This is a genomic window from Paenibacillus sp. UMB7766-LJ446, assembly GCF_030226665.1.
Classification (GTDB): Bacteria; Bacillota; Bacilli; order Paenibacillales; family Paenibacillaceae; genus Paenibacillus; species Paenibacillus vandeheii.
Map to the genome: position 1 here is coordinate 144,355 of NZ_JASOYM010000012.1, position 24,133 is coordinate 168,487.

24 protein-coding genes are annotated in these 24,133 nt (G+C 46.0%); all 24 read right to left on the reverse strand.

Annotated features, from left to right (window positions below; genetic code table 11):
• Nucleotides 1-113: 113 nt before the first annotated feature.
• The 24 genes from proS to flhB all read right to left on the reverse strand — a co-directional run bounded on the left by proS (nucleotide 114) and on the right by flhB (nucleotide 24,111).
• Nucleotides 114-1,568: a proline--tRNA ligase gene (proS, locus tag QP794_RS25300; protein WP_024630251.1), complete on the reverse strand. Its 1,455-nt coding sequence runs from the start codon at nucleotides 1,566-1,568 to the stop codon at nucleotides 114-116.
• A gap of 61 nt (nucleotides 1,569-1,629) precedes the next feature.
• The gene (rseP, locus tag QP794_RS25305; protein ID WP_079346938.1) at nucleotides 1,630-2,901 is read right to left on the reverse strand and encodes an RIP metalloprotease RseP; all 1,272 of its coding nucleotides are present in this window, start codon (nucleotides 2,899-2,901) and stop codon (nucleotides 1,630-1,632) included.
• A 113-nt stretch (nucleotides 2,902-3,014) separates the two neighbouring features.
• Nucleotides 3,015-4,154, reverse strand: a complete 1,140-nt coding sequence (locus QP794_RS25310; RefSeq protein ID WP_285079509.1) for a 1-deoxy-D-xylulose-5-phosphate reductoisomerase — start codon at nucleotides 4,152-4,154, stop codon at nucleotides 3,015-3,017.
• Nucleotides 4,155-4,221: 67 nt separating this feature from the next.
• Entirely contained in the window at nucleotides 4,222-5,016 is a 795-nt protein-coding gene (locus QP794_RS25315; protein ID WP_024630248.1) for a phosphatidate cytidylyltransferase, read from the reverse strand.
• Nucleotides 5,017-5,032: 16 nt separating this feature from the next.
• Entirely contained in the window at nucleotides 5,033-5,800 is a 768-nt protein-coding gene (locus QP794_RS25320; RefSeq protein ID WP_285079510.1) for an undecaprenyl pyrophosphate synthase, read from the reverse strand.
• A gap of 89 nt (nucleotides 5,801-5,889) precedes the next feature.
• Nucleotides 5,890-6,444: a ribosome recycling factor gene (frr, locus tag QP794_RS25325; RefSeq protein WP_024630246.1), complete on the reverse strand. Its 555-nt coding sequence runs from the start codon at nucleotides 6,442-6,444 to the stop codon at nucleotides 5,890-5,892.
• The gene (pyrH, locus tag QP794_RS25330) at nucleotides 6,444-7,172 is read right to left on the reverse strand and encodes a UMP kinase (RefSeq protein ID WP_024630245.1); all 729 of its coding nucleotides are present in this window, start codon (nucleotides 7,170-7,172) and stop codon (nucleotides 6,444-6,446) included. The genes frr and pyrH overlap by 1 nt, the downstream gene beginning before the upstream one ends.
• A gap of 229 nt (nucleotides 7,173-7,401) precedes the next feature.
• Nucleotides 7,402-8,052, reverse strand: a complete 651-nt coding sequence (tsf, locus tag QP794_RS25335; RefSeq protein WP_024630244.1) for a translation elongation factor Ts — start codon at nucleotides 8,050-8,052, stop codon at nucleotides 7,402-7,404.
• 116 nt (nucleotides 8,053-8,168) lie between these two features.
• The gene (rpsB, locus tag QP794_RS25340) at nucleotides 8,169-8,867 is read right to left on the reverse strand and encodes a 30S ribosomal protein S2 (RefSeq protein ID WP_024630243.1); all 699 of its coding nucleotides are present in this window, start codon (nucleotides 8,865-8,867) and stop codon (nucleotides 8,169-8,171) included.
• Between the two features lie 275 nt (nucleotides 8,868-9,142).
• Nucleotides 9,143-9,775 carry a hypothetical protein gene (locus QP794_RS25345; RefSeq protein WP_285079512.1) on the reverse strand — a complete coding sequence of 211 codons (633 nt, stop codon included), beginning with the start codon at nucleotides 9,773-9,775 and terminating at the stop codon, nucleotides 9,143-9,145.
• Nucleotides 9,776-9,778: 3 nt separating this feature from the next.
• Entirely contained in the window at nucleotides 9,779-10,351 is a 573-nt protein-coding gene (locus tag QP794_RS25350) for a hypothetical protein (protein WP_285079513.1), read from the reverse strand.
• Between the two features lie 66 nt (nucleotides 10,352-10,417).
• Nucleotides 10,418-10,732: a hypothetical protein gene (locus QP794_RS25355; RefSeq protein WP_285079514.1), complete on the reverse strand. Its 315-nt coding sequence runs from the start codon at nucleotides 10,730-10,732 to the stop codon at nucleotides 10,418-10,420.
• A gap of 52 nt (nucleotides 10,733-10,784) precedes the next feature.
• Nucleotides 10,785-12,194: a flagellar assembly protein A gene (locus tag QP794_RS25360; protein WP_285079515.1), complete on the reverse strand. Its 1,410-nt coding sequence runs from the start codon at nucleotides 12,192-12,194 to the stop codon at nucleotides 10,785-10,787.
• Nucleotides 12,195-12,263: 69 nt separating this feature from the next.
• Nucleotides 12,264-13,052, reverse strand: a complete 789-nt coding sequence (locus tag QP794_RS25365; RefSeq protein ID WP_285079517.1) for a FliA/WhiG family RNA polymerase sigma factor — start codon at nucleotides 13,050-13,052, stop codon at nucleotides 12,264-12,266.
• Nucleotides 13,053-13,067: 15 nt separating this feature from the next.
• Nucleotides 13,068-13,511 (reverse strand): hypothetical protein, encoded by a 444-nt coding sequence (locus QP794_RS25370; protein ID WP_024630237.1) that lies wholly within the window; start codon nucleotides 13,509-13,511, stop codon nucleotides 13,068-13,070.
• A gap of 3 nt (nucleotides 13,512-13,514) precedes the next feature.
• Nucleotides 13,515-14,012 carry a chemotaxis protein CheD gene (locus QP794_RS25375; RefSeq protein WP_024630236.1) on the reverse strand — a complete coding sequence of 166 codons (498 nt, stop codon included), beginning with the start codon at nucleotides 14,010-14,012 and terminating at the stop codon, nucleotides 13,515-13,517.
• The gene (locus QP794_RS25380; protein WP_094936499.1) at nucleotides 14,005-14,598 is read right to left on the reverse strand and encodes a chemotaxis protein CheC; all 594 of its coding nucleotides are present in this window, start codon (nucleotides 14,596-14,598) and stop codon (nucleotides 14,005-14,007) included. The genes QP794_RS25375 and QP794_RS25380 overlap by 8 nt, the downstream gene beginning before the upstream one ends.
• 37 nt (nucleotides 14,599-14,635) lie before the next feature.
• A complete protein-coding gene (locus QP794_RS25385) occupies nucleotides 14,636-15,097 on the reverse strand; it encodes a chemotaxis protein CheW (RefSeq protein WP_285079518.1) in 462 nt (153 codons plus the stop codon).
• Nucleotides 15,098-15,139: 42 nt separating this feature from the next.
• Nucleotides 15,140-17,218: a chemotaxis protein CheA gene (locus QP794_RS25390; RefSeq protein WP_285079519.1), complete on the reverse strand. Its 2,079-nt coding sequence runs from the start codon at nucleotides 17,216-17,218 to the stop codon at nucleotides 15,140-15,142.
• 33 nt (nucleotides 17,219-17,251) lie between these two features.
• Nucleotides 17,252-18,694, reverse strand: a complete 1,443-nt coding sequence (locus QP794_RS25395; protein WP_285079521.1) for a protein-glutamate methylesterase/protein-glutamine glutaminase — start codon at nucleotides 18,692-18,694, stop codon at nucleotides 17,252-17,254.
• 33 nt (nucleotides 18,695-18,727) lie between these two features.
• Nucleotides 18,728-19,621, reverse strand: coding sequence for a MinD/ParA family protein (locus tag QP794_RS25400; protein ID WP_285079524.1), 894 nt, complete (start codon nucleotides 19,619-19,621; stop codon nucleotides 18,728-18,730).
• Nucleotides 19,618-20,973, reverse strand: coding sequence for a flagellar biosynthesis GTPase FlhF (gene flhF / locus QP794_RS25405; protein ID WP_285079525.1), 1,356 nt, complete (start codon nucleotides 20,971-20,973; stop codon nucleotides 19,618-19,620). Before flhF ends, QP794_RS25400 begins: the two co-directional genes overlap by 4 nt.
• Nucleotides 20,970-23,003: a flagellar biosynthesis protein FlhA gene (gene flhA, locus QP794_RS25410; RefSeq protein WP_024630229.1), complete on the reverse strand. Its 2,034-nt coding sequence runs from the start codon at nucleotides 23,001-23,003 to the stop codon at nucleotides 20,970-20,972. Before flhA ends, flhF begins: the two co-directional genes overlap by 4 nt.
• A gap of 25 nt (nucleotides 23,004-23,028) precedes the next feature.
• Nucleotides 23,029-24,111, reverse strand: a complete 1,083-nt coding sequence (flhB, locus tag QP794_RS25415) for a flagellar biosynthesis protein FlhB (protein WP_285079526.1) — start codon at nucleotides 24,109-24,111, stop codon at nucleotides 23,029-23,031.
• Nucleotides 24,112-24,133 lie beyond the last annotated feature (22 nt).

A 24,133-nucleotide genomic window follows, 5' to 3' on the forward strand; every position in this document is an offset into this window, starting at 1 on the left:
CTGCATTCAAAAATGTCCCCGATCCGAACCCGCACCGACTCATTTTATCCGACAGAAGCTCTCCATTCCTTACTCTTACGGTGAATAAGTGCAGTTAGTCATGTCTTCCTGACCTAGTACGCTCTTGCAAACACAACCGTGTGTTTCGCTTGTTCACCACAAGCCAGGCACGTATGCTTTTCTTCCGCAGGCTGGAACGGAATATTCCGGCTTGTTGCACCTGTTACTTCTCTTACTTTATCTTCGCAAGCTTCTGAACCGCACCATCCAGCCAGTGTGAACCCGCGTTTGTTTTCCATCAATTCCTTCATCTCATCAAGCGTATCGACAGAGTAGAAGTTGTCCGACATAAACGTGCGAGCACGTTGCAGCATATCGGCTTGCACTTGAGTCAGCATCGTCTGGATTTCTTCCACCAGATTCGCTTGTTCAACGACTTTCTTCTCTCCAGTAATCCGGGAAACGAGAACACACACACCATTCTCCATATCACGCGGACCAATCTCAAGACGAATTGGAACACCACGCATTTCGTACTCGTTAAATTTCCAGCCTGGACGAACATCACTGCGATCATCCATTTTCACACGGATTCCCGCTTGTTTCAGTTCAGCGAACAACTCATCCGCACGGCCTACAACGGCATCACGTGTTTTTGGAGGTCCAATCGGAATCATAACCACTTGTGTTGGTGCTACTTTAGGAGGAAGAACCAGACCACGGTCATCCCCGTGAACCATAATCAATGCACCGATCAGACGTGTGCTTGTTCCCCATGAAGTAGTGTGAGCCAGTTCCAGCACGTTGTTGCGGCTAAGATACTGGATCTCAAATGCTTTCGCAAAATTCGTACCCATATAATGAGAAGTTCCTGCTTGAACCGCACGTCCATCCTTCATCATCGCTTCGATGGAGAAGGTGTCTACAGCACCTGCAAATTTCTCGGATTTTGTTTTCTGACCTGTAATAACGGGAATTGCCAGATATTCTTCCACAACTTCGCGGTAGATTTCAAGCATTTTCATCGTCTCTTCGCGTGCTTCTTCTTCGTTCTCGTGCGCCGTATGGCCCTCTTGCCACAGGAATTCACTTGTACGAAGGAAAGGCAGTGTTCTCTTCTCCCAGCGAACCACGTTAGCCCATTGGTTGATCAGTACTGGTAAGTCACGATACGACTGAATCCATTTGGAGTACATGTGACCAATGATGGTTTCGGAGGTTGGGCGGATTGCCAGACGCTCTTCCAGCTTTTCTCCGCCTGCTTCCGTTACCCAAGGCAATTCAGGATTGAACCCTTCCACATGTTCTTTTTCTTTTTGGAAAAAGCTCTCGGGAATGAACATTGGGAAGTAAGCATTGCGATGACCGGTTTCACGGAAACGACGGTCCATCTCATCCTTGATGTGCTCCCAAATTTCGAAGCCGTCTGGTTTGAAAACAATACAACCGCGTACGGGTGAATAGTCCATGAGATCAGCTTTTTTAATAACATCAATGTACCAGCGTGAGAAATCCTCGCCCTGAGGTGTAATTTCAGTCACGAACTGTTTATCATTTTCCTTTGACATAAGACTCCAGCGTCCTCCCATAACGACTAGCTCTGAATAGTCAGAGCTAGTCAAACCATAATTATCCGTTAATTAATCGTAATATATCATTATATGTTACTGCCAGCATCAGTACAAACAACATGGCGAAACCGACAAAGTGAACCATGCCTTCCCGGTTAGGGTCAACGGGTCTGCCCCGCAGCCCCTCAATTCCGAGGAATACAAGACGGCTTCCATCCAACGCTGGAATTGGCAACAGGTTGAAAATACCGAGGTACAGACTCAAGATAGCTGCCCATCTCGTCAACTGCTCGATCCCCTGCTTCGCAATTTGGCCTGTAACTTCAAAAGTACGCACAGGACCACCAATATCATCCATGTTAAACTGATTGATCAAGTGCTTGAAGCCCTCAAAGATCACTTTGGTTGTATCGACCATCGCTATCCCTGACACCTTGAAGGTTTCTACAAATCCAACGGATCGGGTTGGTAACGTTGGTACAATTCCTACTTTCCCGCCTTCTTGTCCTTCTACGGCACGAGGTGTAATCGTTATATTAAACGTTTCATTTCCCCGACGCAGCGTCCATTCCATCGGTTTGTCTTTGGAATCAGCAATCATCGTCACCATTTTTTGCGAATCCGTACCAATAGCAGTACCATTGATTGTTTCAATGATATCTCCCTTTTGCAAATTCGCCTGGTCGGCGGCTCCACCTTCAAGCACTTCACCAATTTCCAGATTTTGCGGATTTTCAACGACAACGCCTGCCATTTGCGCATATACGGCAAACAACACAAATGCCAGGATGAAATTCATGAGTGGTCCGGCAAAAATAGCCAGGGCCCGCTGCCCCACCGTTTTACTGCCAAATTGGCGATCTTTCGGTGCAATCTGGGTTTGTTTGCCTCGACTTACTAACATCGCTTGCGGATGTATCCGGTACTGCTGAATTTCGCCATCCACATCGAGTTGCAATTTCAGCGCAGTCTCCATATCTATGGAGATCACTTCACCACGAATTACATTTTTTCGGTTATCCAATTGATCGAGGTAGATCATTTTGACTTGGTCATCAGCAGCTCTTACTGCAATGGTCTGACCTTCTTGAATCTCTACCAGTTCCGGGTCTTCCCCAGCCATACGTGCATATCCGCCAAAAGGCAGCAAACGCAGTGTAAACTGGGTCTCGTTTCTTTTATATGAGAACAATTTGGGACCAAAACCGATCGCAAATTCCCGTACAAGAATACCGGCGCGTTTGGCAAAATAATAATGTCCCCATTCATGAACCGTCACGATGACAAAGAACATGAGCACCGTTAGAAATACCACTTGTATGGTTTCCAATCCCTATCCATCCTCCTTCACGGCACGAACCGCAGTCTGTCCCTTTAGATTATCATTATTCTCTGATGCCGCACAAGAGAATCACTTCTTCCATTTTATCTTGAAAAAAGAGATCAAAGACTGAGCGCAAGTTGACGGCTCTCCTGATCACATCTTGCGATTTCCTCCAGATCAGGGTCGTCCACATTGCGGTGTGCTTCCAGCACAGAAGCAATAATATCCTCTATTTTAAGGAACGAAATCTCTTTACGCAAGAAGCGGGCTACAGCAACCTCGTTGGCTGCATTAAACGCCGTTGTTGCGGTTCCTCCCATTTTACCACACTCGTACGCCATTCTTAAACAAGGGAACCGTTCCATATCCATCTCACGGAAATGCAGCTCGCTTGCTTGCGCTAAGGATAGACGTTTCGCAGGTGAAGGCAAACGGTCAGGATAAGTAAGTGCATACTGAATGGGAACACGCATGTCCGGATTGCCAAGCTGCGCAATAATACTCGTATCATTGAACTCCACGTAGGAATGAATGATGCTCTCCGGGTGAAGCAACACATCAATCTGATCATAACTTAGACCAAACAGCCAATGCGCTTCAATAACTTCCAGGCCTTTATTCACCATCGTCGCCGAGTCTATCGTAATCTTCGAGCCCATGGACCAATTCGGATGTTTGAGCGCATCTTCCACGGTAACTTCCTTTAACTGTTCACGAGTCAAATGACGGAAAGATCCTCCAGAGGCCGTAAGCGTAATTCCCATCACACGTTCACGAGGCTCTCCATTCAGGCATTGAAAGATAGCCGAGTGCTCACTATCTACAGGCAGAATCGGTACCCCTTTTGCAGCCGCTCTGGCAGTAACAATGTGTCCCGCTGTAATTAGCGTCTCTTTATTAGCCAGCCCAATCTGTTTGCCTGCATCAATAGCAGCCAGGGTTGACTCAAGCCCAACACTCCCCATTACAGCAGTAACAACCGTATCTGCATCCGTTCCGGCAGCAACTTCCACCAGTCCTTCTTTACCATAAAAAAGCTGCGTTTCAGCAGGTAAGTGCGGAGCCACGATTTCGGCCAGCTCTTTCGAGCCAACGGATACCTTTTTGGGCCGGTAGCGCTTCGCTTGTTCAATCAGCAGTTCTATATTGCCCCCAGCAGCAAGTCCCTCTACTTGAAAGCGTTCGGGATGCATATCGACTACATCCAGTGTCTGGGTTCCAATGGAACCCGTTGACCCGAGAATCGCAATTTTTTTCATGCCGCACCTCATCTTTATTTATCCAATGCCTATGACGAACATCTCGTCATGTGGCTTGTGCTCATCTTTAATAGGGCAAAAGCATTAGTATATGTACGAATGGAAAAACGACAATCCAGCTGTCGCACCGATCCAGAATACCGCCATGCCCCGGGAGCAGAGTGCCGGAATCTTTGATGTTATACACACGTTTGTAAGCAGATTGGATCAGATCTCCCATCTGTCCCACAACCGCGCATGCAATCCCAATCCATACCGCTCTTTGCCAAGACAACAACCCGTCTGACACCCATGCAAAAACTACAGAAGTGACTACCGCGATTACTATCCCGCCGAGCGCACCCTCTACTGTTTTGTTAGGACTAATCGAGGGCCACAATTTGTTCTTTCCGATCAGTTTTCCAACAAAATAGGCACCAGCATCACTTGCCCATATGGAACCTAACAGCAGGAATGTCCAGAACAATCCATGATGCAAATGTCTGGATTCTGCAATGTAATAAAAACCGATTCCAATGTACATTACTCCCAGAAAGAGCATAGCTACTGTGTTCACAGAAATCTTGTTTTTAGTTACAACAGAGGCTGTCATTAAAACCAGCATCACAATCCAGCCAATCTGGAATAACGTTAGCGGTCTGGCTTCCCAAACCATTTCCCAAGGAAATACAATTGCAAAGATACCTGCATAACCGATTAGGGCTACACCTGAAAAAGGCTGTACCCCGGTCATTTTCACAAATTCATAATAACCGATGAGAGCCATAAGCAATACCAAACCATGGTACCAGGGTCCGCCCAGCATGCAAAAACCCAAAAACAACACACCTGCTATGATTCCAGTCGTTAATCGCTGTTTCAACGGCTTCATCCTCCATCTATTTCAAACCGCCGTAACGCCTTGTTCTGCGCTGATATTCGGCTACTGCTTCAAGCAAATGCTTTTTGCCAAATTCGGGCCAGTATATATCCGTAAACCATAATTCGCTATATGCAAGCTGCCAAAGCATGAAATTGCTTAATCTCAACTCTCCACTCGTCCGGATCAGCAAATCCGGATCAGGCATATCCCCAGTGAGCATATGTTTGTCAATGAGTTCAGGCGTAATATCCTCTGCCGATAGTTCCCCCGACTTTACCTGCAGAGCAATCTGTTTGACACATTCTGTCATTTCGCGACGACTTCCGTAGTTCATTGCAAAATTCAAAACAAGCCCTGTGTTATGTTCCGTAAGACGTATAGCTTCACGCAAAGCATTAATGGTATGTGAAGGCAAATGCTCCTCCTGGCCCATCATACGAATGCGTACATTTTTTTCTATAAGTTCATCCAGCTCTATCGCCAAAAATTCTTGCGGAAGCCGCATCAGAAAATCCACTTCTTCTTTTGGACGCGTCCAGTTTTCTGTCGAAAAAGCGTACATCGTCAGATATTTGATGCCCAGTTCATCCGCCGCGATGGTCGCACGTTTGACCGCCTTCATCCCATTCTGATGGCCAGCTATTCGCGGGAGACCCAAACGTTTCGCCCATCGTCCATTGCCGTCCATAATGATGGCGACGTGCTGCGGGATATTATCCTCGGATATAGTCAGCGTTTCCTGCTTGTCAGCCCCATTCCACCACGACCGAACCCGTTTGATCATTCCTGTTCCTCCAAAATCCCTGAAGTTTCTTCACCTGAAGCTTGGAAAAAGAGACAAAACCCCACCGTATTGGAGGGGCTGCGCTTGTCTTACACTTCCATGATTTCTTTTTCTTTGGCAGCGAGTACCTTATCGACTTCAGCAATAAACTTGTCGGTCGATTTTTGGATGTCGTCTTGATGTCTCCGGGACTCGTCCTCGGAAATGTCTGACTTCTCCATTTTTTTAATATCATCATTCGCATCACGGCGAATATTACGAATGGCTACTTTACCTTCTTCACCGAACTTTTTCGTCAACTTCACTAGTTCTTGTCTGCGTTCTTCCGTAAGTGCTGGAATGGACAGACGAATCATTGTTCCGTCGTTCGCTGGCGTAAGGCCAAGATCGGATTTCATAATTGCACGCTCAATGTCCCCCATGGAGGATTTATCCCATGGCTGGATCATCAGTGTCCGGGAATCCGGTGTACTGATATTAGCCAATTGGTTGAGCGGAGTCATTGCACCGTAATACTCCACTTGAATCCGGTCGAGAAGAGCCGGAGTTGCACGACCTGCACGCAAAGTGGCAAGATCACGTCGTAACGCTTGAATCGCTTTATCCATACGTTCTTCGGCATGTTTTTTAACCGCTTGTGGCATTAATCTACACTCCCTTTAACGATTGTCCCGATGCGTTCACCAAGAACAACACGTTTGATGTTACCTTGTTCCGTAATGGCAAATACGATCAACGGAATGTTGTTGTCCTTACAAAGCGAGGACGCCGTTGAGTCCATTACACCAAGATCTTTGTTAAGTATATCCATGTAAGTCAACTGATCAAACTTGACAGCTGTGCTGTCCTTAAACGGATCTGCTGAGTACACACCATCTACTTTGTTTTTGGCCATCAAGATGACTTCTGCTTCGATCTCCGCTGCGCGCAGTGCTGCTGTTGTATCGGTGGAGAAGAACGGGTTACCTGTACCTGCTGCAAAAATAACGACCCGGCCTTTCTCCAGATGACGAATAGCTCTACGACGAATATAAGGCTCTGCGATTTGTTGCATGGCAATTGATGTCTGTACGCGTGTAGGCACTTCAATCTGTTCCAGTGCATCTTGCAGTGCGAGCGAGTTCATAACCGTCGCCAGCATCCCCATATAATCCGCAGTCGCTCTGTCAATGCCGTTTTCGCTACCGGCAATTCCACGCCAGATGTTTCCGCCGCCACATACGATAGCAACCTGTACACCTAGTTCAACCACTTCTTTTACTTGCTGGGCAATCGACGAGATCGTCTCTGCATCAATACCGTAGCCGTTTTGACCGGAAAGAGACTCTCCGCTGACCTTTAAGACAACACGTTTAAATACTGGCTGTTCCAATTATTCACCCTCCACTTTGAATTGAACACCCCGGGCGTTCAACCAACAAAACTTCTCGCGCATGGCCTCCTGCTTAAAAAGAAAGGAACACAGTTGTGTTCCGCTCTTTTAGGAAAAACGTTCAACCGGTAAGGCATTGTTTTCCTGGGATATAAGGGAGCAGCGCTTCGAAGTTTCATCATTCTTATATCTTCGAAAATCATTTCTGCTTGCCGGTTTGAAAAACGTCTTATTTGTTCACTTGGGACATAACTTCTTCTACGAAGTTGTCTACTTTTTTCTCAAGACCTTCACCCAGTTCGTAACGAACGAAACGACGGATGGAGATGTTTTCACCGATTTGGCTAACTTTTTCGTTCAACAGTTGGGAGATCGTTTTGTCTGGATCTTTAACAAAAGTTTGCTCCAACAGGCAGAATTCTTCGTAATATTTACCAATACGGCCTTCAACCATTTTTTCAACGATTTTTTCAGGTTTGCCTTCGTTCAAAGCTTGAGCTTTCAAGATTTCTTTCTCTTTTTCCAGCTCTTCTGTAGGAACTTCTTCACGAGTGACAAATTTCGGGTTCGCTGCTGCGATTTGCATAGCGATGTCCTTAACGAAATCTTTGAATTGGTCTGTTTTACCAACGAAGTCCGTTTCACAGTTAACTTCTACCAGTACACCAATACGGCCACCAGCGTGGATATAAGATTCTACAACGCCTTCAGTTGCTGCACGGCCAGCTTTGCTTGCTGCTGCTGACAGACCTTTTTCACGAAGCAATTCAGCTGCTTTCGTGATGTCACCGTTTGCTTCTTCCAGTGCTTTTTTGCAATCGAGCATACCTGCGCCCGTTTTTTCACGGAGTTCTTTTACTGCACTCGCATTAACTGCCATTATTAATTCCCTCCAAAAATAAGTAATTGTAAGTACACTCTAAAAAAAGGGCAGTGAGAGGTTATCCACCTGCCAACCACCCTTTTCATTTAATTCATTAGATATGTTCGAATCTATTAAGCGGAAGTTTCTTCGCCTTGGTTAGCTTCGATAACGGCATCAGCCATTTTACCTGTCAACAGCTTAACGGCGCGAATTGCGTCGTCGTTACCCGGGATTACATAATCGATCTCGTCCGGATCGCAGTTTGTATCAACGATACCTACAATTGGGATACCCAATTTGCGAGCTTCCGCAACAGCGATACGCTCTTTGCGTGGATCGATGATGAACAGGGCGCTTGGCAGGCCTTTCATATTTTTAATACCGCCGAGGAATTTCTCCAGACGATCTTTCTCTTTGCGAAGCAAGATTACTTCTTTTTTAGGCAATACAGCGAAAGTACCGTCTTCTTCCCAAGCTTCCAACTGTTTCAAACGATCAATACGTTTTTGAATAGTTGAGAAGTTAGTCAGGGTACCGCCGAGCCAACGTTGGTTAATGTAGAATTGACCAGCGCGTTCAGCTTCTTCCTTAACGGAATCTTGAGCTTGTTTTTTCGTACCCACGAAAAGAATTGTACCATTCTCTCCTGCGATTCCTTTAACGAAGTTGTAAGCCTCTTCGACTTTTTTCACTGTCTTTTGCAAGTCAATGATATAAATTCCGTTTCTTTCAGTGAAGATATAACGATCCATTTTTGGGTTCCAACGACGAGTTTGGTGACCGAAGTGTACCCCAGCTTCGAGAAGCTGCTTCATGGAGATTACTGCCATCTTCACACACCTCCTAATATGGTTTTTATTGTGTCCTCCGCCGGCATCATTTTTCGCCAAGACTCTCCATCAGGAAAGCACCCTCAACAAAATTAGCACATGCGTGTGTTTTAACACCGTTATCTAATATAGCATAACTGATTGCCTGATGCAACAGTCTTTCAAACTAAAATGCCTTGTACAAAAAAGTGCTCTTTTCAAACAAATTCATATCCGTAGTAGCGGTGCAAAACCTGTCACAATCTATAAATAAAAAACCGTCCTTCTGAGCGCACTCAGTTTGACGGTTCTTTTGTAATCTTGGCAATAATGGATTTGAAGCTTTCGTCCTTCTCCAGGTCATAGGTGCCTACTTGTATTTTGGTATTAATTCGTTCAGCCCTGCCAGCTTTTATGAAAGCTTGTGCACTATCAACAATCCCGGCTTTCTCCAGATTACCCGCCACGATGGCCAGACTGTTGCCTGAACGTACTTTGAAAGATACTGTAGCCGCAGCTTCAGGATTGTTAGGCGTTGACGGCTCAGTCGTCTTAGGCTGATTGACTTCGTTCTGGTTTCCGCTTTCATTGGTGGCAGGCTGCTGTGGATTTTCGGGTTGCTCCGGTTCCTCAGCTGACTTTGCCGCTTCGGGGGCCGTTGCCGTTTTCCCCTGCAGTTCGCTGCTTTCCTGTTTCTTCTTCGCTACCCACTCCGTTTCTGTATACAGCTCATCATCGGAAGCAACAAGCTTCATATCCATACTCTTCGCCGCCGCTTCAAGCTGTTCCATGGTCAGGTTGGCTGTAGCTACATCCGGGTCAAGATTACTCTCAGACAATGCGTTTTGTCCGACCGTTGCAAGCTGCAGCAATACCGCACCAACAATCATGCCACTTCCAAGTCCAATCCATAAGGAGCGCTTGTCCATTTCTTAGCTCTCCTCCCGTTCTGCCAGCTGTAAAATCAGCTGTACTTCTCCACGTTGTATCCCCGTCTGCTTGACAATGGTATCGACTGACTTTCCTTCGGCATATAAATTAAACAGCTCTGCATATCGATCCTTAATGGAATCACGTACAGGCTTCAATTCTTGTACAGCGGCCTGCTCTCCTGCTTCTGAAGCCTGTTGGGCCAAATCTGCTCGCACACTGTCTACAAGCGCCTGAGCTTGCAATCCGCTTGTGCTATGTACCGGAATTATATTGGAGGATATGTCTGTTTGTGTCGTTTTACTTTCTTCCAGTTGATCCAGCCTCCGCTGCAATTCCTGAAGCTGCGATTGCATACGCTGATCTGCAGCCGTCGCCTCACCCTTCATCTCAGCAACACGCTGGATGAGAGCATCATTGTCGTTTTCGATCTCAGCCATATAATGTTCAAGCGTAGTTTCCATCTCTTGCACCAGGTGATGCCCAGGCTCCTGCACCTTGTTTTTCTTGGGCATGATAAACGCATATGCAATAGCGCAGGCTCCTAATATGACAATAATAATCCATGGTGACAAATTGGGTTCTCTCCTTTTAATGCAGCCATCGATGCTCAAGACTACATGTGAGTCACATGTCATCCATTACAACGACAGGTCAATATGTTTTCCTTTGTATGGATGCTCGGCAGGTTTGACAGTTTCCAGTGTTGAAGTCGCTTCCGGTTCGTTGGAGCCGCTCTGCTGCTCTTGGTTTCTGGACTGACCATCGCGTACATTGGTGTGTGCTGTTTCATCCAGCGCCTCGCTTCGTTGTCTTGCTTCATTTGCTTCTTTGGCCGTTTGTTCTGCCAGCAAGTTCTGGTCCGTCACTGGTCTCTGCTGAGCTTCACTCTGATAACGCCCGGCCTCACTTGTTCTAGGTACGGCAATCTGCAACTCAACCGCTTTGAAACTCATACGTTCACCTCACGGTATCGGATGGATTTCTTCATGTGTTTGAATGCTGTACTTAAACGAATGGAACCATCGTTATATCCCCATCATGATAATAAAAAGATATTCGACTTATCGGATCTTTAATAAATTTGGTGTATCTGCCGATAACTATTCTAGAGCCACCAAAAATCATCTTATGGATATCGACGCGAGCCCTGCTTGTATCTTCAAGCACCTTTTCGATTTCAAAGATACGCATTTTCGTTTCCTCACTAAGACGAAGGGCAGATTTTTGTGTAGCACTCAGTTTGATCCGCATTGACATTTTATCCGGGCTTAATTGCCCAGCAGCAGCTAACTGATCCAATAATGTCAAAGCTTTTTTCGTTTTATCCAAGGCATCCATCTGTTCCCTGACTTCCTTACGCAAGTCATTCAGCTCATTACGCAGCTTAGGTAATACACCTACTTCAATGGATGTCACAGTAGACATGCTGTTGCCAACAACACGTGCCGAGACTTTTTCACCGGCCTGGATGGACCCGCCAACGATAAGTCCTTTTGTGCCTTCACAGATTACCGCATTTCCTGCACGAATCGTGGAATGCATAATACTTTGGGATACCAGAACATTTTCCGCCGCATCGACGTTGCCTTCTTGAATAAAGGTACATTTCACGTTATGTCCAGCTTGTATAAGTCCTTTGTTATAACCAATAATACCGCCGGTAATTTCGACAGAGCCTCCCGCTTCCAGCTCCGCTCCCTCGACACCTCCGACAACACGTATATCCCCCGCCGCTTTTACTTTAAAACCGGTGAGCACATTACCTCGGATAACAACTGTACCTACAAAATCGATGTTACCGATGTTATAATCCACATCGCCATTGATCTCGTATACAGGAAACACATTCAATTTGTTGCCGTCTGTTTTGGTAACCAATCCATCCAAAGCAGCATACATCGCAGATCCTTCCGGATTAACGACAACGTTTTTCCCAACTTTGAAACGGGCTTCTTTCCCGGGACGAAAAGGGATTTCTTCACCAGTCACAGCCTTACCTGCCGTGCCATCCACAGGAGGAATACGTTCGGCAATGATTTGACCTGTTCGAACATTGTTTAAACGAGTCACTTCTTTGTAATCGACTTTCCCGTCTTCCGCTTCCAGAGGGCGCCGTTCATTGGAATCGTCCATGCCCACCAGTACCTTGATGAATCCATCCGTTCCCTGTACTGGTTTAATCCCTTCCGCAATCTTGCATTGATCCTTCACATACATCTCAGGACGACTCACAAAAACAAGCAATGCTTCGCGCAGCACACCATATTTAATACCCTGACTTGCTATATATTTTTCGAGTTCGTCCGGTGTACACGTAAAATCTTCTTCCTGTTTGGAAAATTCAAGGTAGGCCGTACTTTTATCATCTGATAAAACAATGCTCAAACACTGTTCCAAAACAGTCTGCTGTGTCAATGCATTTTTTCCCCCTTTTAGGCTTTCCACTCCCCAAAAATCCTAAAATTCACACTTTCTATTCAACTATTAATCTTTACGCATAAGCAAGTCTTTCTGTTTATCCAGTGTTCCCCGTAGCCTTAAGATGGCCTTTGAGTGCAGTTGAGAGATTCGTGACGGAGAAAGAGACATGACTTCAGCAATTTCGCTAAGAGACAGATCTTCATAATATAAAAGTGAAACAACCGTTCTCTCTTTGACCGTCAATTTATCAAGCCCTTGCACCAAAGCTTCTTTTAAATAGAACTCATTGACTTTATAATCCGGATTTTTAGCTTTTTCGCCGACCATTAAGGATAGTCGAGTCTCAGACTCTTCTTCCCGGATCGGGTCCTCTAGCGAACAAAGCGACATCACTGCCACTTCCTGAAGCATATGTTGAAAGTCTTTCGTCGACACGTCGAGATACTGACTCATTTCTTCATCACTGACGGAACGCAAATATGTCTGCTCTAACTGCTGGTAAGCATCTTCAATCCGCTTTGCTTTCTCCCGAACGGAACGAGGCACCCAATCTCCCTGTCGTAAACCGTCAAGGATTGCACCACGTACCCGCCAGGAGGCGTACGTTTCAAATTGCAGACCACGCTCATAGTCGAATTTCTCCAGTGCATCAATCAATCCCATGACACCATTGCTCTCCAGATCATCTTTCGGGACATTTTTGGGCAGACCGACAGCCAAACGCCCGGATACATAGTTTACAATATGAAGATACTTTTCGATCAAACTTTTCTTGGCTTCAAGATCGCCTTGTTCTTTCCACTTTTCCCACAGGTCAGCGTGGTTCAAATGCGAAGCTTTACGCTCGTTCAATTGCTTTCACCCTCCTTATTTGTCTGTCAGGTGACGAACGGCCTGCGCCAACTCCTCCGGCTCCTTGGTCCGGACAAGTTTAGGCGGATCCAAAGGAGCAAATCCCGTTGGAGCTTTCGTCTCAGATGGTGGAAGGTTCTCCCCAGAGGAGGCGTTCTGTCCATGTTTGAGCAAGTCGTTCAGCTCTTGTCCATCGTCTTCGAGTTTAATGTCCACCTGTGAACCTCTTAGTTCTTGAGCGCCCGGTGAATCATAACCATATTCATCCCCCTCTACCTGAGGGTTCAGCAGCAATCCCAGTCCCCAGCGCAAACCATAAGCAAGGACAAACCAGGCTACAAAGCCGATCAACCCGCGAATTAAACTGGTCATCAACACATTGCTGCTGTATGCTACAAAAAAAGTCAGAATAAATCCGACTATGCCTGCTCCAAGATTAATGCGGTAGTTTCCTATCATGTCTTATAGTTCCTTTACACCCATTTGGACACTTCGAATAGTCAAAAGTCCAGTTTCACAATCCATTTCAATCGTTCGTCCATAATTCCCACCGGTATCTTCGGCGAGAAGTGGAATTCCAAGCTTCTCTAACCATTCGCGACAAGAATCCGCATTCCTCGGTCCGATACGCATTGTATCCCCTGCCCCCGAGAAGGCAAACATCTGAGACCCTCCAGCCATTTTGGACACAATACGTGAACGAGAGGCACCGAGTTGTATCATTCTTTGTAACAATTCCGGCAATGCCGTATCTGCATATTTGGCTTTGTTCAACGTTCCTTCACGAGCAATCTCTGAAGTGGGGAGCATGACATGCGCCATTCCGGCAAGCTTCAAATGCGGATCATACATCGTTAATCCCACACAAGAGCCCAAGCCAGTCGTACGGATTACGCCGGGAAGATGAGCAATGTTCAAATCCGCCATACCGACTTTAACGACGCTTTTGTCTTCAATCATGATCCAGTGGCACCCCTAAAGATTCAAATATCTTAGCAAATGAAGGCGGATCCGGAATCAGGAAAAATTGACCCTCTACCTGATCTTCGCCTTCAAAGAAAGAAGTGTCAATCAATAATGCATCGTCGCCCATTTCACCAAACTGCAGCAAACCATAACTTAAAATGGCTCCAGCCATATCAATAGCAAGTCCAGGAACGGTCGGATACATAGCTAGTTTTGTGAAATCTGCCAAAGAAGAAAGATACGAACCCGCCAGAATATTCCCGATTTCGGATAGAGCAGATTGTTCCATTTCCGTGAATGCAAGACCTTCCTTCAGATCAAAACCGGCAAGCCGGTTCAGCAGCATTTTGGCAGCCTCAGGTGCCATCATAAAGAAGAGATTGCCTGGTGCTTCGCCTTCAACACGAAGAAATACGGTAACAACAATACGTTCATCTCCGCCCACTTTCTCAGCAACTTCTTCAAAAGGAAGCATCTGTACTGTAGGTACACCCATGTCAATCGGTCTATTGAGAAGCTGAGACAACGCCGTTGCGGCGTTGCCTGCTCCAATGTTACCGACCTCTTTGAGCACATCCATTTGGAATCCCTCAAATCGGTTGAACAGTTCCACGGTGTTAGCCCTCAATACTTTCCAGCTGTACAATCTCGCTTTTATTTAATACTTCGTTGAGATTAAGCATGATCAACAAGCGCGTATCCTCCAGCTTGGCTACACCGCGCAGGTATCTTGCTTTAACTCCACCAACTACTTCCGGCGGACTATCGATAGCATCACGCTTAATGTCAATAACGTCATTGGCAGAGTCAACGATAAAGCCAACTTGCATGTCGTCCACGCCTACAATAACAATACGTGTTTGATCGGTATATTCTGTTTCCGGCAAAGAGAATCGACCACGCAGGTCAATGACGGGAATAACAACACCACGTAAGTTAATAACCCCTTTTACAAAAGAGAGGGTCTTGGGAACACGGGTAATAGGCATCATACGCTCAATCGTCTGAACCTTGTCTACCTCAATACCATACTCTTCGGAACCTAATTTAAAGACAATGACTTTCAACTCTTCTTCCATGGATAAAACCTCCCTATTAAATGTAAGATTTATCTTGTGTGCTTATTTAATAAACGCATTAGGGTCAAGAATCAGAGCTACTTGTCCGTCTCCCAGAATTGTTGCACCAGAGATCCCTTCAATGCCAGGAAGATAAGTCCCCATCGATTTAAGAACAATCTCACTCTGTCCAATAAATTCTTCAACTGCTACAGCTGCAAGACGTTCACCTTTGCGAATAACCACGATTTCAGTTTCTTGTTCGTCCGCATCATTGAAATCAGGCACCCCGAAAACTTCGCTCAAGGACAGGTACGGAATTAAAGACTCACGGAACGTGATCATTTTATTGCCATGAATGTTGCGAACCTGTTCACGCTGCACAATAGCTGTCTCCACAATGGAAGACAAAGGAACGGCATATTTCTCGGAACCAAGTCGGACAAGCATCGCAGCGATGATAGACAAGGTCAAAGGTAATTGAACGGAGAAGTTGGTACCTTTACCCGGTGTCGAATGAATGGTTACATTACCACCAAGGGAGGTGATTTTGGATTTTACAACATCCAAGCCTACTCCACGGCCGGAGATATCCGAGATTTTATCTGCGGTACTGAAGCCTGGTGCAAACAACAGCTGATTGACTTCATCATCACTCATCTTGGCACCTTGTTCTTCGGTAACAACGCCACGTTTGACAGCTGTTCTCAACAGATTATCGCGATAAATGCCTTTACCGTCATCTTCGATTTCGATAAATACATGATTTCCGCTATGGAAGGCACGAAGGTTAACTGTCCCCAATTCCGGTTTACCCGCTGCCACACGCTCTGCGATCGATTCAACACCATGGTCTACAGCGTTACGCAGCAAATGCACCAGCGGATCGCCGATCTCATCGATTACCGTCCGATCAAGCTCCGTTTCGGCACCCGTAATGACCAGATCGATCTTTTTGTCCAGAGTTTTAGCCAGGTCACGAATCATACGCGGGAAACGGTTGAATACCGTATCCACAGGAACCATCCGCAATTTCAGTACAATATTTTGCAAATCTGTACTGACTCTGCTCAGATGAGCTACCGTGTCAGACAAATCATTATTACCCGTCTCGCTGGCCAACTGCTCCAAACGGGAACGATCGATCAGTAACTCGCTGAACAAGTTCATCAGTACATCAAGACGTTCTATATCCACACGGATGGTACGTGAGGGTGCAGCAGCTTGTTTAGGTGCAGCTGTTTTGGTCGCTGCCGGCTTCTTTGGTTCGTCTTTTGATGAAGAAACCGATTCCGGGGATGCATCTACTGGAGCAGGAACAGGTGCAGCTTCCATTTCAGCTGTTGCCGCTGCCTGATTGGTCATTTGCTGAAGAGTCTCTTGATCCAGCTGAATGACTTTGGCACTCTCAATTTCAGAGATGCTCATAATGCCTTTTTCAAGTTCCTGCGCCTCTTTGGTTGTTATGTAATACAACGAAAAACTGCGCTCAAACTTCTCTTGTTCGATATCCTGTACTGTTGGGAACGATTTAACAATTTCACCCGAGCGTTCTAACAGATCGAAGACCATATATGCACGTACGCCCTTCAGCTGGCTCTGCTCGCTGACAAGAACTTCAATATAGAGCACACGATGACCTTCAGCTATGGACTGATCCAATACGGAGTACTGGAATTCGTCCAGTTCAACCGCACTTGGTGTTACTGTACTTGATGATTGGTTTACTGCGGCTGCTGGAGCAGCAGTACCTCCCGTCCATTCACCACTCTCAATGGCTTGGAGAGAGGCTACGATGGAAGAGACATCCGCTTTACCCTCTCCACCTTCGGTAATATCCTGAACCATTGTTTCCAGAGCATCCAAACTCTTGAACAGGGTATCAAAAATGAAATCCTGCATTTTCAACTTTTCATTACGTACCAGATCCAGCACATTTTCCATTTTGTGCGTCAATGATGCCAGATCCTCAAAACCCATTGTAGCAGCCATACCCTTCAACGTATGAGCGGAGCGGAATATGACCTGAACAATTCCCAGATCCTCCGGACTGCCTTCGAGTTGAAGCATATTTTCGTTAAGGGACTGCAGATGATCATTAGACTCATCAATAAACATAGATAAATATTGATTCATGTCCATTGTGAGGCACCTCCTCCATGAGTTACACTCCGTTTATTTCACAGCTTGAACAAGTTTAGGCGCAATCTCCTGCAATGGCAGAAGATGACGCACGCATTGCAGCTCTACAGCAGAACGCGGCATACCATACACAACACAAGTTTCTTCATTCTCCGCAAAGGTTGATGTGACACCGGCTTCATACAATTTTTTCATCATACGAGCGCCGTCACTGCCCATCCCTGTCAGCAAAACCAGATGTCGTTGCAATGACGTGTACGACAGCAGCGACTCAAACATCGTATCTACTGAGGGCCTGTGACCATTGACTGGTTCTTCCTCTGTCAGCTTTATGGTAAATCTTCCGTCTGCCGTTTTGTTGACTATGACATGAAAGCCACCTGGAGCAATGTAGGCTGTCCCTTTTCGTAGAACCATTCCTTCCTCAGCTTCAACCACATGCAGTTCACTGAATGTATTCAAACGCTGGGCAAGGGACCGGGTAAAATTAGGCGGCATATGCTGAACAATAATGACTGGAGCCGGTAAATCACCTGGCAGCTGCTCCAGCAAAGTCTTGAGGGCTCTCGGACCTCCTGTTGAACAACCAATAGCCACAAGTTTGTTGAATGAACCGTCTGCTCCCCCTGCTCCCTTATGGGACGGGATTACCTTGGTAATATCCTTGGATAGTTCGGCTGAAGTGGCTGCTGTCTCCTGTTCAGCCAATCGAGACATATTGGACAAATGGTTTCCCTTAGGAGGCTGCGTTGATTTGTTCGCCTTTGCTAACTTGTCAGTGCTCGTATCCGAGGCTCCATTTGCATCTCGTAAACGCTCCGGCTTCTTGTCCAAACGTCCCGCATTCTGGTTCGTCAGTGGAGCAGTTGGCTGCTTCGGTTTTGCTCGCAAGGATTCAGATTTGTCACTGCCAAGTCGTGTTCCTGACTGGGCAGGTTCTATCGTTTTCTTCAAAAGACCTTTGCGGTCTTGTAAAGGTGGGTCAACCTGAACTCGCTGGGACTGATGCAGCAGTTTGCTCTGCGCTTCATCCCGATTCTTCTTCATGGATGCTTCCCGATCGGCTTTTCGCTTGATTTCATTCATTGCTGCTCGCATCCGCTCAATCAGTGCTTTACCTACTTGGGCAATATCCTGATCATGCACAATGGATGGCTTACGAATAAAGTCAAAGGCACCGGCCTCGAGCGCCATGATGGTCTCCTTCATGCCTTGCTCATTAATTCCCGAGAGCATAATTACCGGAACGAAAGATTGCTTCATGATCGATTTTAATGCATCCAAGCCATTCATTTCGGGCATCTCAACGTCCATTGTGATGATATCTGGCTTCAAGTCTATTGCTTTTTGAATGGCTTCCTTACCATTTGATGCTGTTGCCGTAACCTTAAACTCCGAATCTGCTTCTATTAAATCCGAGACAATTTTACGCATAAAAGCGGAATCATCGACAACCAATACTTGATACACCGCCATGTTGTTTCCACCCCTGTTTCCTTTATTCAGAGATCATGTTGTCCGCTTTAGCCACTTTTTCATAAAACCTCTGATTCCTGTTAAGGTTTCGGTTCCCGATCCCTGAGCAGCAGGTGCAGCCAAATAGTGTTGTGCGAGTTTCTCGATATCCCTGGAAGCTTTGGCATTCGGATATGCCAAACTGTATGGTACTTGCCTTTTAACTGCCTTTACTACTTGGGCATCTTCGGAAATGTATCCAAGCAGCGGGATATCGATCTGTAAAAACCTCTTTGCCACTCCAGCTATTTTATCCGCCACCCGTTCCGCCTCTTGCTGGTCTTCAACCCGGTTAACGATCATCCGAAAGGGTGTAGCATTTTCCTGGCCATGCATAACTTTGACTAAAGCATAAGCATCAGTTATTGAAGTTGGTTCAGGTGTGGTGACGATTAGGCATTCATCGGCTGCACCGATAAATTTCATATTTTCTTTGGAAAGTCCTGCTCCTGTATCAAAAATGACATAGTCCATCTCCTGAGCAATCTCTTCAACTTGCCCAGCAAAAAACTCCAGATCTCGATCTGACAATGAGAACAATTCCTGCATCCCCGAACCTCCGGCGATATAAGGCAACCCGCTTGCACCAAGCTGTATGATTTCCTGTATGGATTTCTGTCGGTATAACAAGTGGTACAGATTATAGGGAGAAGAGGTTCCCATTAAGACATCGATATTAGCCATCCCTATGTCTGCATCAAATACTAATACCTTTTGCCCCAATGCCTGTAAACTCAGTGCAAAGTTAAGTGTAAAATTGGATTTACCAACCCCTCCCTTTCCACTGGCAACGGTTATGATCTTGGAGGAACGTGAATTACGTCCCCTTTCTTCCACTCCCCTAGGCATGGAGACCATACTTCTGAGTGAGGCTGCCTGGTCCTTCATCGTACAAGCTCTCCTAACAATTGTTTGGTCAGAGAATCCGCATCAGGCTTGAGCAAATCATCAGGCACATTTTGGCCGTTAGCCACATAAGCAAGTTTGAGTGGAAAACGGTGCAGCAGATTAAACATCGGGCCGCAGCTGCCGGTCTCATCCATCTTCGTAAAGATGACCTTATCCAGCCCATATTTGCTGAAATGCTCTGTAATTTGAACCATATCGGCACTTTTGGAGGTCATGCTCATAACCAAAAAGGTTTCACTATTTTCCACAGGCGCGAGTAAGCTTTGCAGTTCTGAAACAAGCAGCTCATTTCTGTAGTTTCTTCCCGCTGTATCCATAAAGATCAGATCGCATTCTTCAAGACGGGAGATCGCACGCTGTGTATCACCTGGGGATTGTACGACCTCAAGCGGGACATTTAAAATGGATGCGTACGTTCTTAGTTGCTCTACCGCTGAGATCCGATACGTATCTGAAGTGATAAACCCTACCTTTCGCTGTTTGTTGAACATCTGTTCAGCAGCCAGCTTGGCAATCGTTGTTGTTTTACCAACCCCTGTTGGCCCAGCTACATATACAATACGTGTAGTCGGTAAAATGCCTGCATCGATACGTTTCTCCAAAAACTGTGAAATTTCCAATTGAACGGCTTGAACGGCTTCTACTTCAGTTAATCCTTTTTCAGCAAGCAACGACTGAACAACGTCAAACCATGATTCCCATACTTCTGGCCAAATGTCTTGCTCCATCAACCTTTCTCGAAGAGCATGAAGCTGCTCTGGTACCGGGTCTGCCGAAGCCCCTTGCTTAGACAACTTGGTCATCATCAGTTTGAGCTCCTGCAATTCAGACATCAGCTGGTCTTGCTGCGGATTGATCTCCTGCTTCTGCTGCCCACTAGCAGATGTTAAACCCGAAAAATCCGCCCCTTGCGGTCGCGGTTTATGCTCGAAACTCAAAGAAGATCTGCCACTGCTCATGTCTGAACCGATTTTACTCGATTCAGACACAGCAGGGGCATCCGTCACTCTCTCTTGCACATGTTTGTCGGCTGTATTTACAGCCGATTCATCTGAAGCGGCGACAAACGAATGAGCCGTTTGTCGATATGCTTCAGGTACAAATGCGCGAGGCACGGGTGTAAATTGGTTTTGCACTTGCTTTGTTGCTTGTTTTTTTTCTTCCTTATCCACTGCTGCTACAACTTCGATCCTTTTTTTGCGGAACATCCCCAGCATACCGCCCACCTTGATTTCTTTGGTGGACAGAATGACGGCATCACTTCCCAGGTCTTTGCGAATTTGAAGCATAGCTTCGGGCATGGTCTCCACGACGTATTGTTTTACTCTCATAAGTTCACCACCCCGACACTTTGGATTTCAACATTCGGCTCCAACTCACTATAGGAAAGCACTGGTATATCCTGCATGGTGCGTTCGATCACCTGGCGCAGATACATACGAATGGTTGGAGAAGTTAATACAACAGGCTGCTGACCAGACTGGATTAATCGATTGACTTGTTCAGTCAACTTTTGATATACACTCTGCGTTGAGGCCGGATCCAATGCAAGGTAACTGCCTTGATCGGATTGCTGTACACTCTCAGCAATTTTCTTCTCCAGACCAGGTCCAACAGTGATTACTCTAAGCGTCTCTCCTTTTTGAGAGAATTGCTGAGTAATCTGACGAGAGAGAGATTGTCTCACGTATTCCGTCAGTACATCCGGATCTTTGGTATACGTTCCGTAGTCAGCCAGTGTCTCGAAGATTGTAACCATATCCCGAATGGAAACTTTCTCACGCAGCAGCTTGGCGAGTACTTTCTGTATATCTCCGATAGAGAGGACAGATGGAATGAGTTCATCCACCAGCGCAGCATAATTCTCTCTGAGATTATCCACAAGTGCTTTCGTTTCTTGTCTGCCAAGTAACTCATGCGCATGCTTCTTAATCAATTCAGTCAGATGTGTTGCTACAACCGAAGGAGGATCTACAACCGTATATCCTGCCAGTTCAGCTCTGTCTTTGGTTACTTCATCAATCCATAACGCTGGAAGTCCAAAAGCTGGCTCTGTTGTTTCTATACCTGTTACAGACTCTTCTTCGTAACCCGGGCTCATCGCCAGATAATGATTTAACAACAGTTCCCCGCCGCCAACCACATTACCCTTAATTTTGATGACATATTCATTCGGTCTCAATTGGATGTTATCCCGAATGCGGATTACCGGAACAACTAACCCGAGTTCAAGAGCACACTGTCTACGTATCATAATGATCCGATCCAACAGGTCTCCGCCCTGCTGATTATCAGCCAGAGGAATCAAACCATACCCAAATTCAAACTCGATAGGGTCAACCTGAAGCAAGTTAATTACACTCTCTGGACTTCTCACTTCTTCAATCTGTTGCTCCTCTTCCATTTGCTCCTCCGCGACTTGCTTCTGATTCAGGTTGTTCTGCATTCTCCAACCCGAATAAGCTAGCAAACCTGCGAGAGGCAGCGTTGTGATAATATGGATCGGAGTGAAAAATCCGAGCATTGCTATTACAAAGGCTACAATATAAAGGAGCGTCGGGTATGTAAACAATTGCCCCGTAATGTCATCGGCCAGGTTACCTTCCGATGATGCTCTTGTCACAATTAGACCTGCTGCTGTAGAAATTAGAAGTGCAGGAATCTGACTTACCAATCCATCCCCGATAGTTAATACGGAATAGGTGGACAGCGCATCAGCAAAAGCAAGACCATGTACTGTCATTCCGATGATAAAGCCGCCAATCAGATTGATTAGGAGAATAATGATGCTCGCAATCGCGTCCCCTTTTACAAACTTACTCGCACCATCCATGGCTCCGTAAAAGTCCGCTTCACGTTCAATTTTGGAACGTCGTTCACGCGCCTGCTGCTCATTAATCAGTCCAGCATTCAAATCTGCGTCAATACTCATCTGCTTACCAGGCATCGCATCGAGGGTGAACCGTGCTGCTACTTCAGCTACACGCTCGGAACCCTTGGTTATAACGATAAATTGAACAACGACGAGAATTAGGAACACAACAAATCCGATTGCAATCTGTCCACCGGCTATCCAGCTACCAAAGGTGGCTACAACAGATCCCGCGTTCCCTTGTCCCAGAATCAGTTTCGTTGTCGATATGTTGAGTGCTAATCGAAACAACGTCGTGATTAGCAACAACGCAGGAAAGATGGAGAATTGCAGTGCTTCTTTGCTGTTCATCGCAACAAGCAGTATCATCAGTGCAAGTGAGATATTGATGACAAGCAGCAAGTCCAACAACCAGGTTGGGATCGGGAGAATCATCATCAACACGATGCCGATGATACCCGCAAGGACAGCTATATCTTTTGTTTTCAATGGATGTACGGCCTCCGATCCCCTGTTATTTCGTTCTGCCCTTTAATTTATATACATAAGCCAGCACTTCGGCTACCGCTTGAAACAAATCAGCCGGTATAGCGTCACCAATCTCGGCTCTCTGGAACAATGCCCGTGCCAGCGGCTTGTTTTCCATTGTAATGACACCGTGCTCTTTGGCAATTTCCTTAATGCGCAAGGCGACATAATCCTGACCTTTGGCTATAATCTGCGGTGCTTCCATCTCAGACCCTTCATACTTAAGCGCTACGGCAAAGTGAGTTGGGTTAGTGATAATCACATCCGCTTTGGGAACTTCCTGCATCATGCGCTGAACAGCCATACGACGCTGACGCTCCCTGATTTTCCCCTTGATCAGTGGGTCACCTTCCATTTTTTTGTATTCGTCTTTGATGTCTTGTTTGGACATCCTAATGTTTTTCTCGTAATCATACTTCTGGTACATATAGTCGAGTACGGCAAGTACTAACAGGGCTACTGCAATCTTGATCCCCAAGTTTAAGGTGATTGAAGCCGCAAAATGCAGAATCGCATCTAATGAAAAATGTGAAAGCGAAGCAATATCTGACTGATAACCTGTGATGGTACTGTAAACCAGGAAGCCGATTATCGACATTTTCATTATGGATTTAGCAAACTCCACCAAAGAACGAAGAGAAAAAATGTTTTTGAACCCTTTAATCGGATCCAACTTTTCCAGTTTCGGCTTGAGGCCCTCTCCTACAAGCAGGAAACCTACCTGCATGTAATTGACGATTAACGCAACCAGTACTGCACCGAGCAAAACAGGAGCAAGCAATAACATCACCTCGATGCCATAACGCATCAATAAGGATACGACGTTCTCCCCAGTGACCTCCATACTCAGCCGATTAATGAAGATGTCTGTAAACAGTCGAACCATACGTTCTTTGTAAAAGTTACTGAACATCATCATGATCAAAAAGGTGAATAGGAGAATGGATGCGCCGGACAGCTCCATACTTTTGACAACCTGTCCTTTTTTTCGCGTATCCTGCCTCTTTTTCGGGGTAGCCTTCTCTGTTTTTTCCCCTGCGAACATCTGGAGGTCGAGTTGATATTTCATTTGAATCTTGTCCTCCGTTTCA

Coding starts and splice junctions, on each gene's coding strand:
- QP794_RS25380 (WP_094936499.1), bottom strand. CDS start 14,598: ATGGATGTGCTCAAAGAGGTCGGTAACATTGGAGCAGGCAACGCCGCA.
- rpsB (WP_024630243.1), bottom strand. CDS start 8,867: ATGGCAGTAATCTCCATGAAGCAGCTTCTCGAAGCTGGGGTACACTTC.
- QP794_RS25375 (WP_024630236.1), bottom strand. CDS start 14,012: ATGATTGAAGACAAAAGCGTCGTTAAAGTCGGTATGGCGGATTTGAAC.
- frr (WP_024630246.1), bottom strand. CDS start 6,444: ATGCCACAAGCGGTTAAAAAACATGCCGAAGAACGTATGGATAAAGCG.
- QP794_RS25395 (WP_285079521.1), bottom strand. CDS start 18,694: ATGGCGGTGTATCAAGTATTGGTTGTCGATGATTCCGCTTTTATGCGT.
- QP794_RS25310 (WP_285079509.1), bottom strand. CDS start 4,154: ATGAAAAAAATTGCGATTCTCGGGTCAACGGGTTCCATTGGAACCCAG.
- QP794_RS25320 (WP_285079510.1), bottom strand. CDS start 5,800: ATGATCAAACGGGTTCGGTCGTGGTGGAATGGGGCTGACAAGCAGGAA.
- QP794_RS25385 (WP_285079518.1), bottom strand. CDS start 15,097: ATGGAAGAAGAGTTGAAAGTCATTGTCTTTAAATTAGGTTCCGAAGAG.
- QP794_RS25370 (WP_024630237.1), bottom strand. CDS start 13,511: ATGATAGGAAACTACCGCATTAATCTTGGAGCAGGCATAGTCGGATTT.
- QP794_RS25400 (WP_285079524.1), bottom strand. CDS start 19,621: ATGAAGGACCAGGCAGCCTCACTCAGAAGTATGGTCTCCATGCCTAGG.
- flhF (WP_285079525.1), bottom strand. CDS start 20,973: ATGAGAGTAAAACAATACGTCGTGGAGACCATGCCCGAAGCTATGCTT.
- proS (WP_024630251.1), bottom strand. CDS start 1,568: ATGTCAAAGGAAAATGATAAACAGTTCGTGACTGAAATTACACCTCAG.
- tsf (WP_024630244.1), bottom strand. CDS start 8,052: ATGGCAGTTAATGCGAGTGCAGTAAAAGAACTCCGTGAAAAAACGGGC.
- QP794_RS25355 (WP_285079514.1), bottom strand. CDS start 10,732: ATGAGTTTCAAAGCGGTTGAGTTGCAGATTGCCGTACCTAGAACAAGT.
- flhB (WP_285079526.1), bottom strand. CDS start 24,111: ATGAAATATCAACTCGACCTCCAGATGTTCGCAGGGGAAAAAACAGAG.
- QP794_RS25345 (WP_285079512.1), bottom strand. CDS start 9,775: ATGGACAAGCGCTCCTTATGGATTGGACTTGGAAGTGGCATGATTGTT.
- QP794_RS25390 (WP_285079519.1), bottom strand. CDS start 17,218: ATGGACATGAATCAATATTTATCTATGTTTATTGATGAGTCTAATGAT.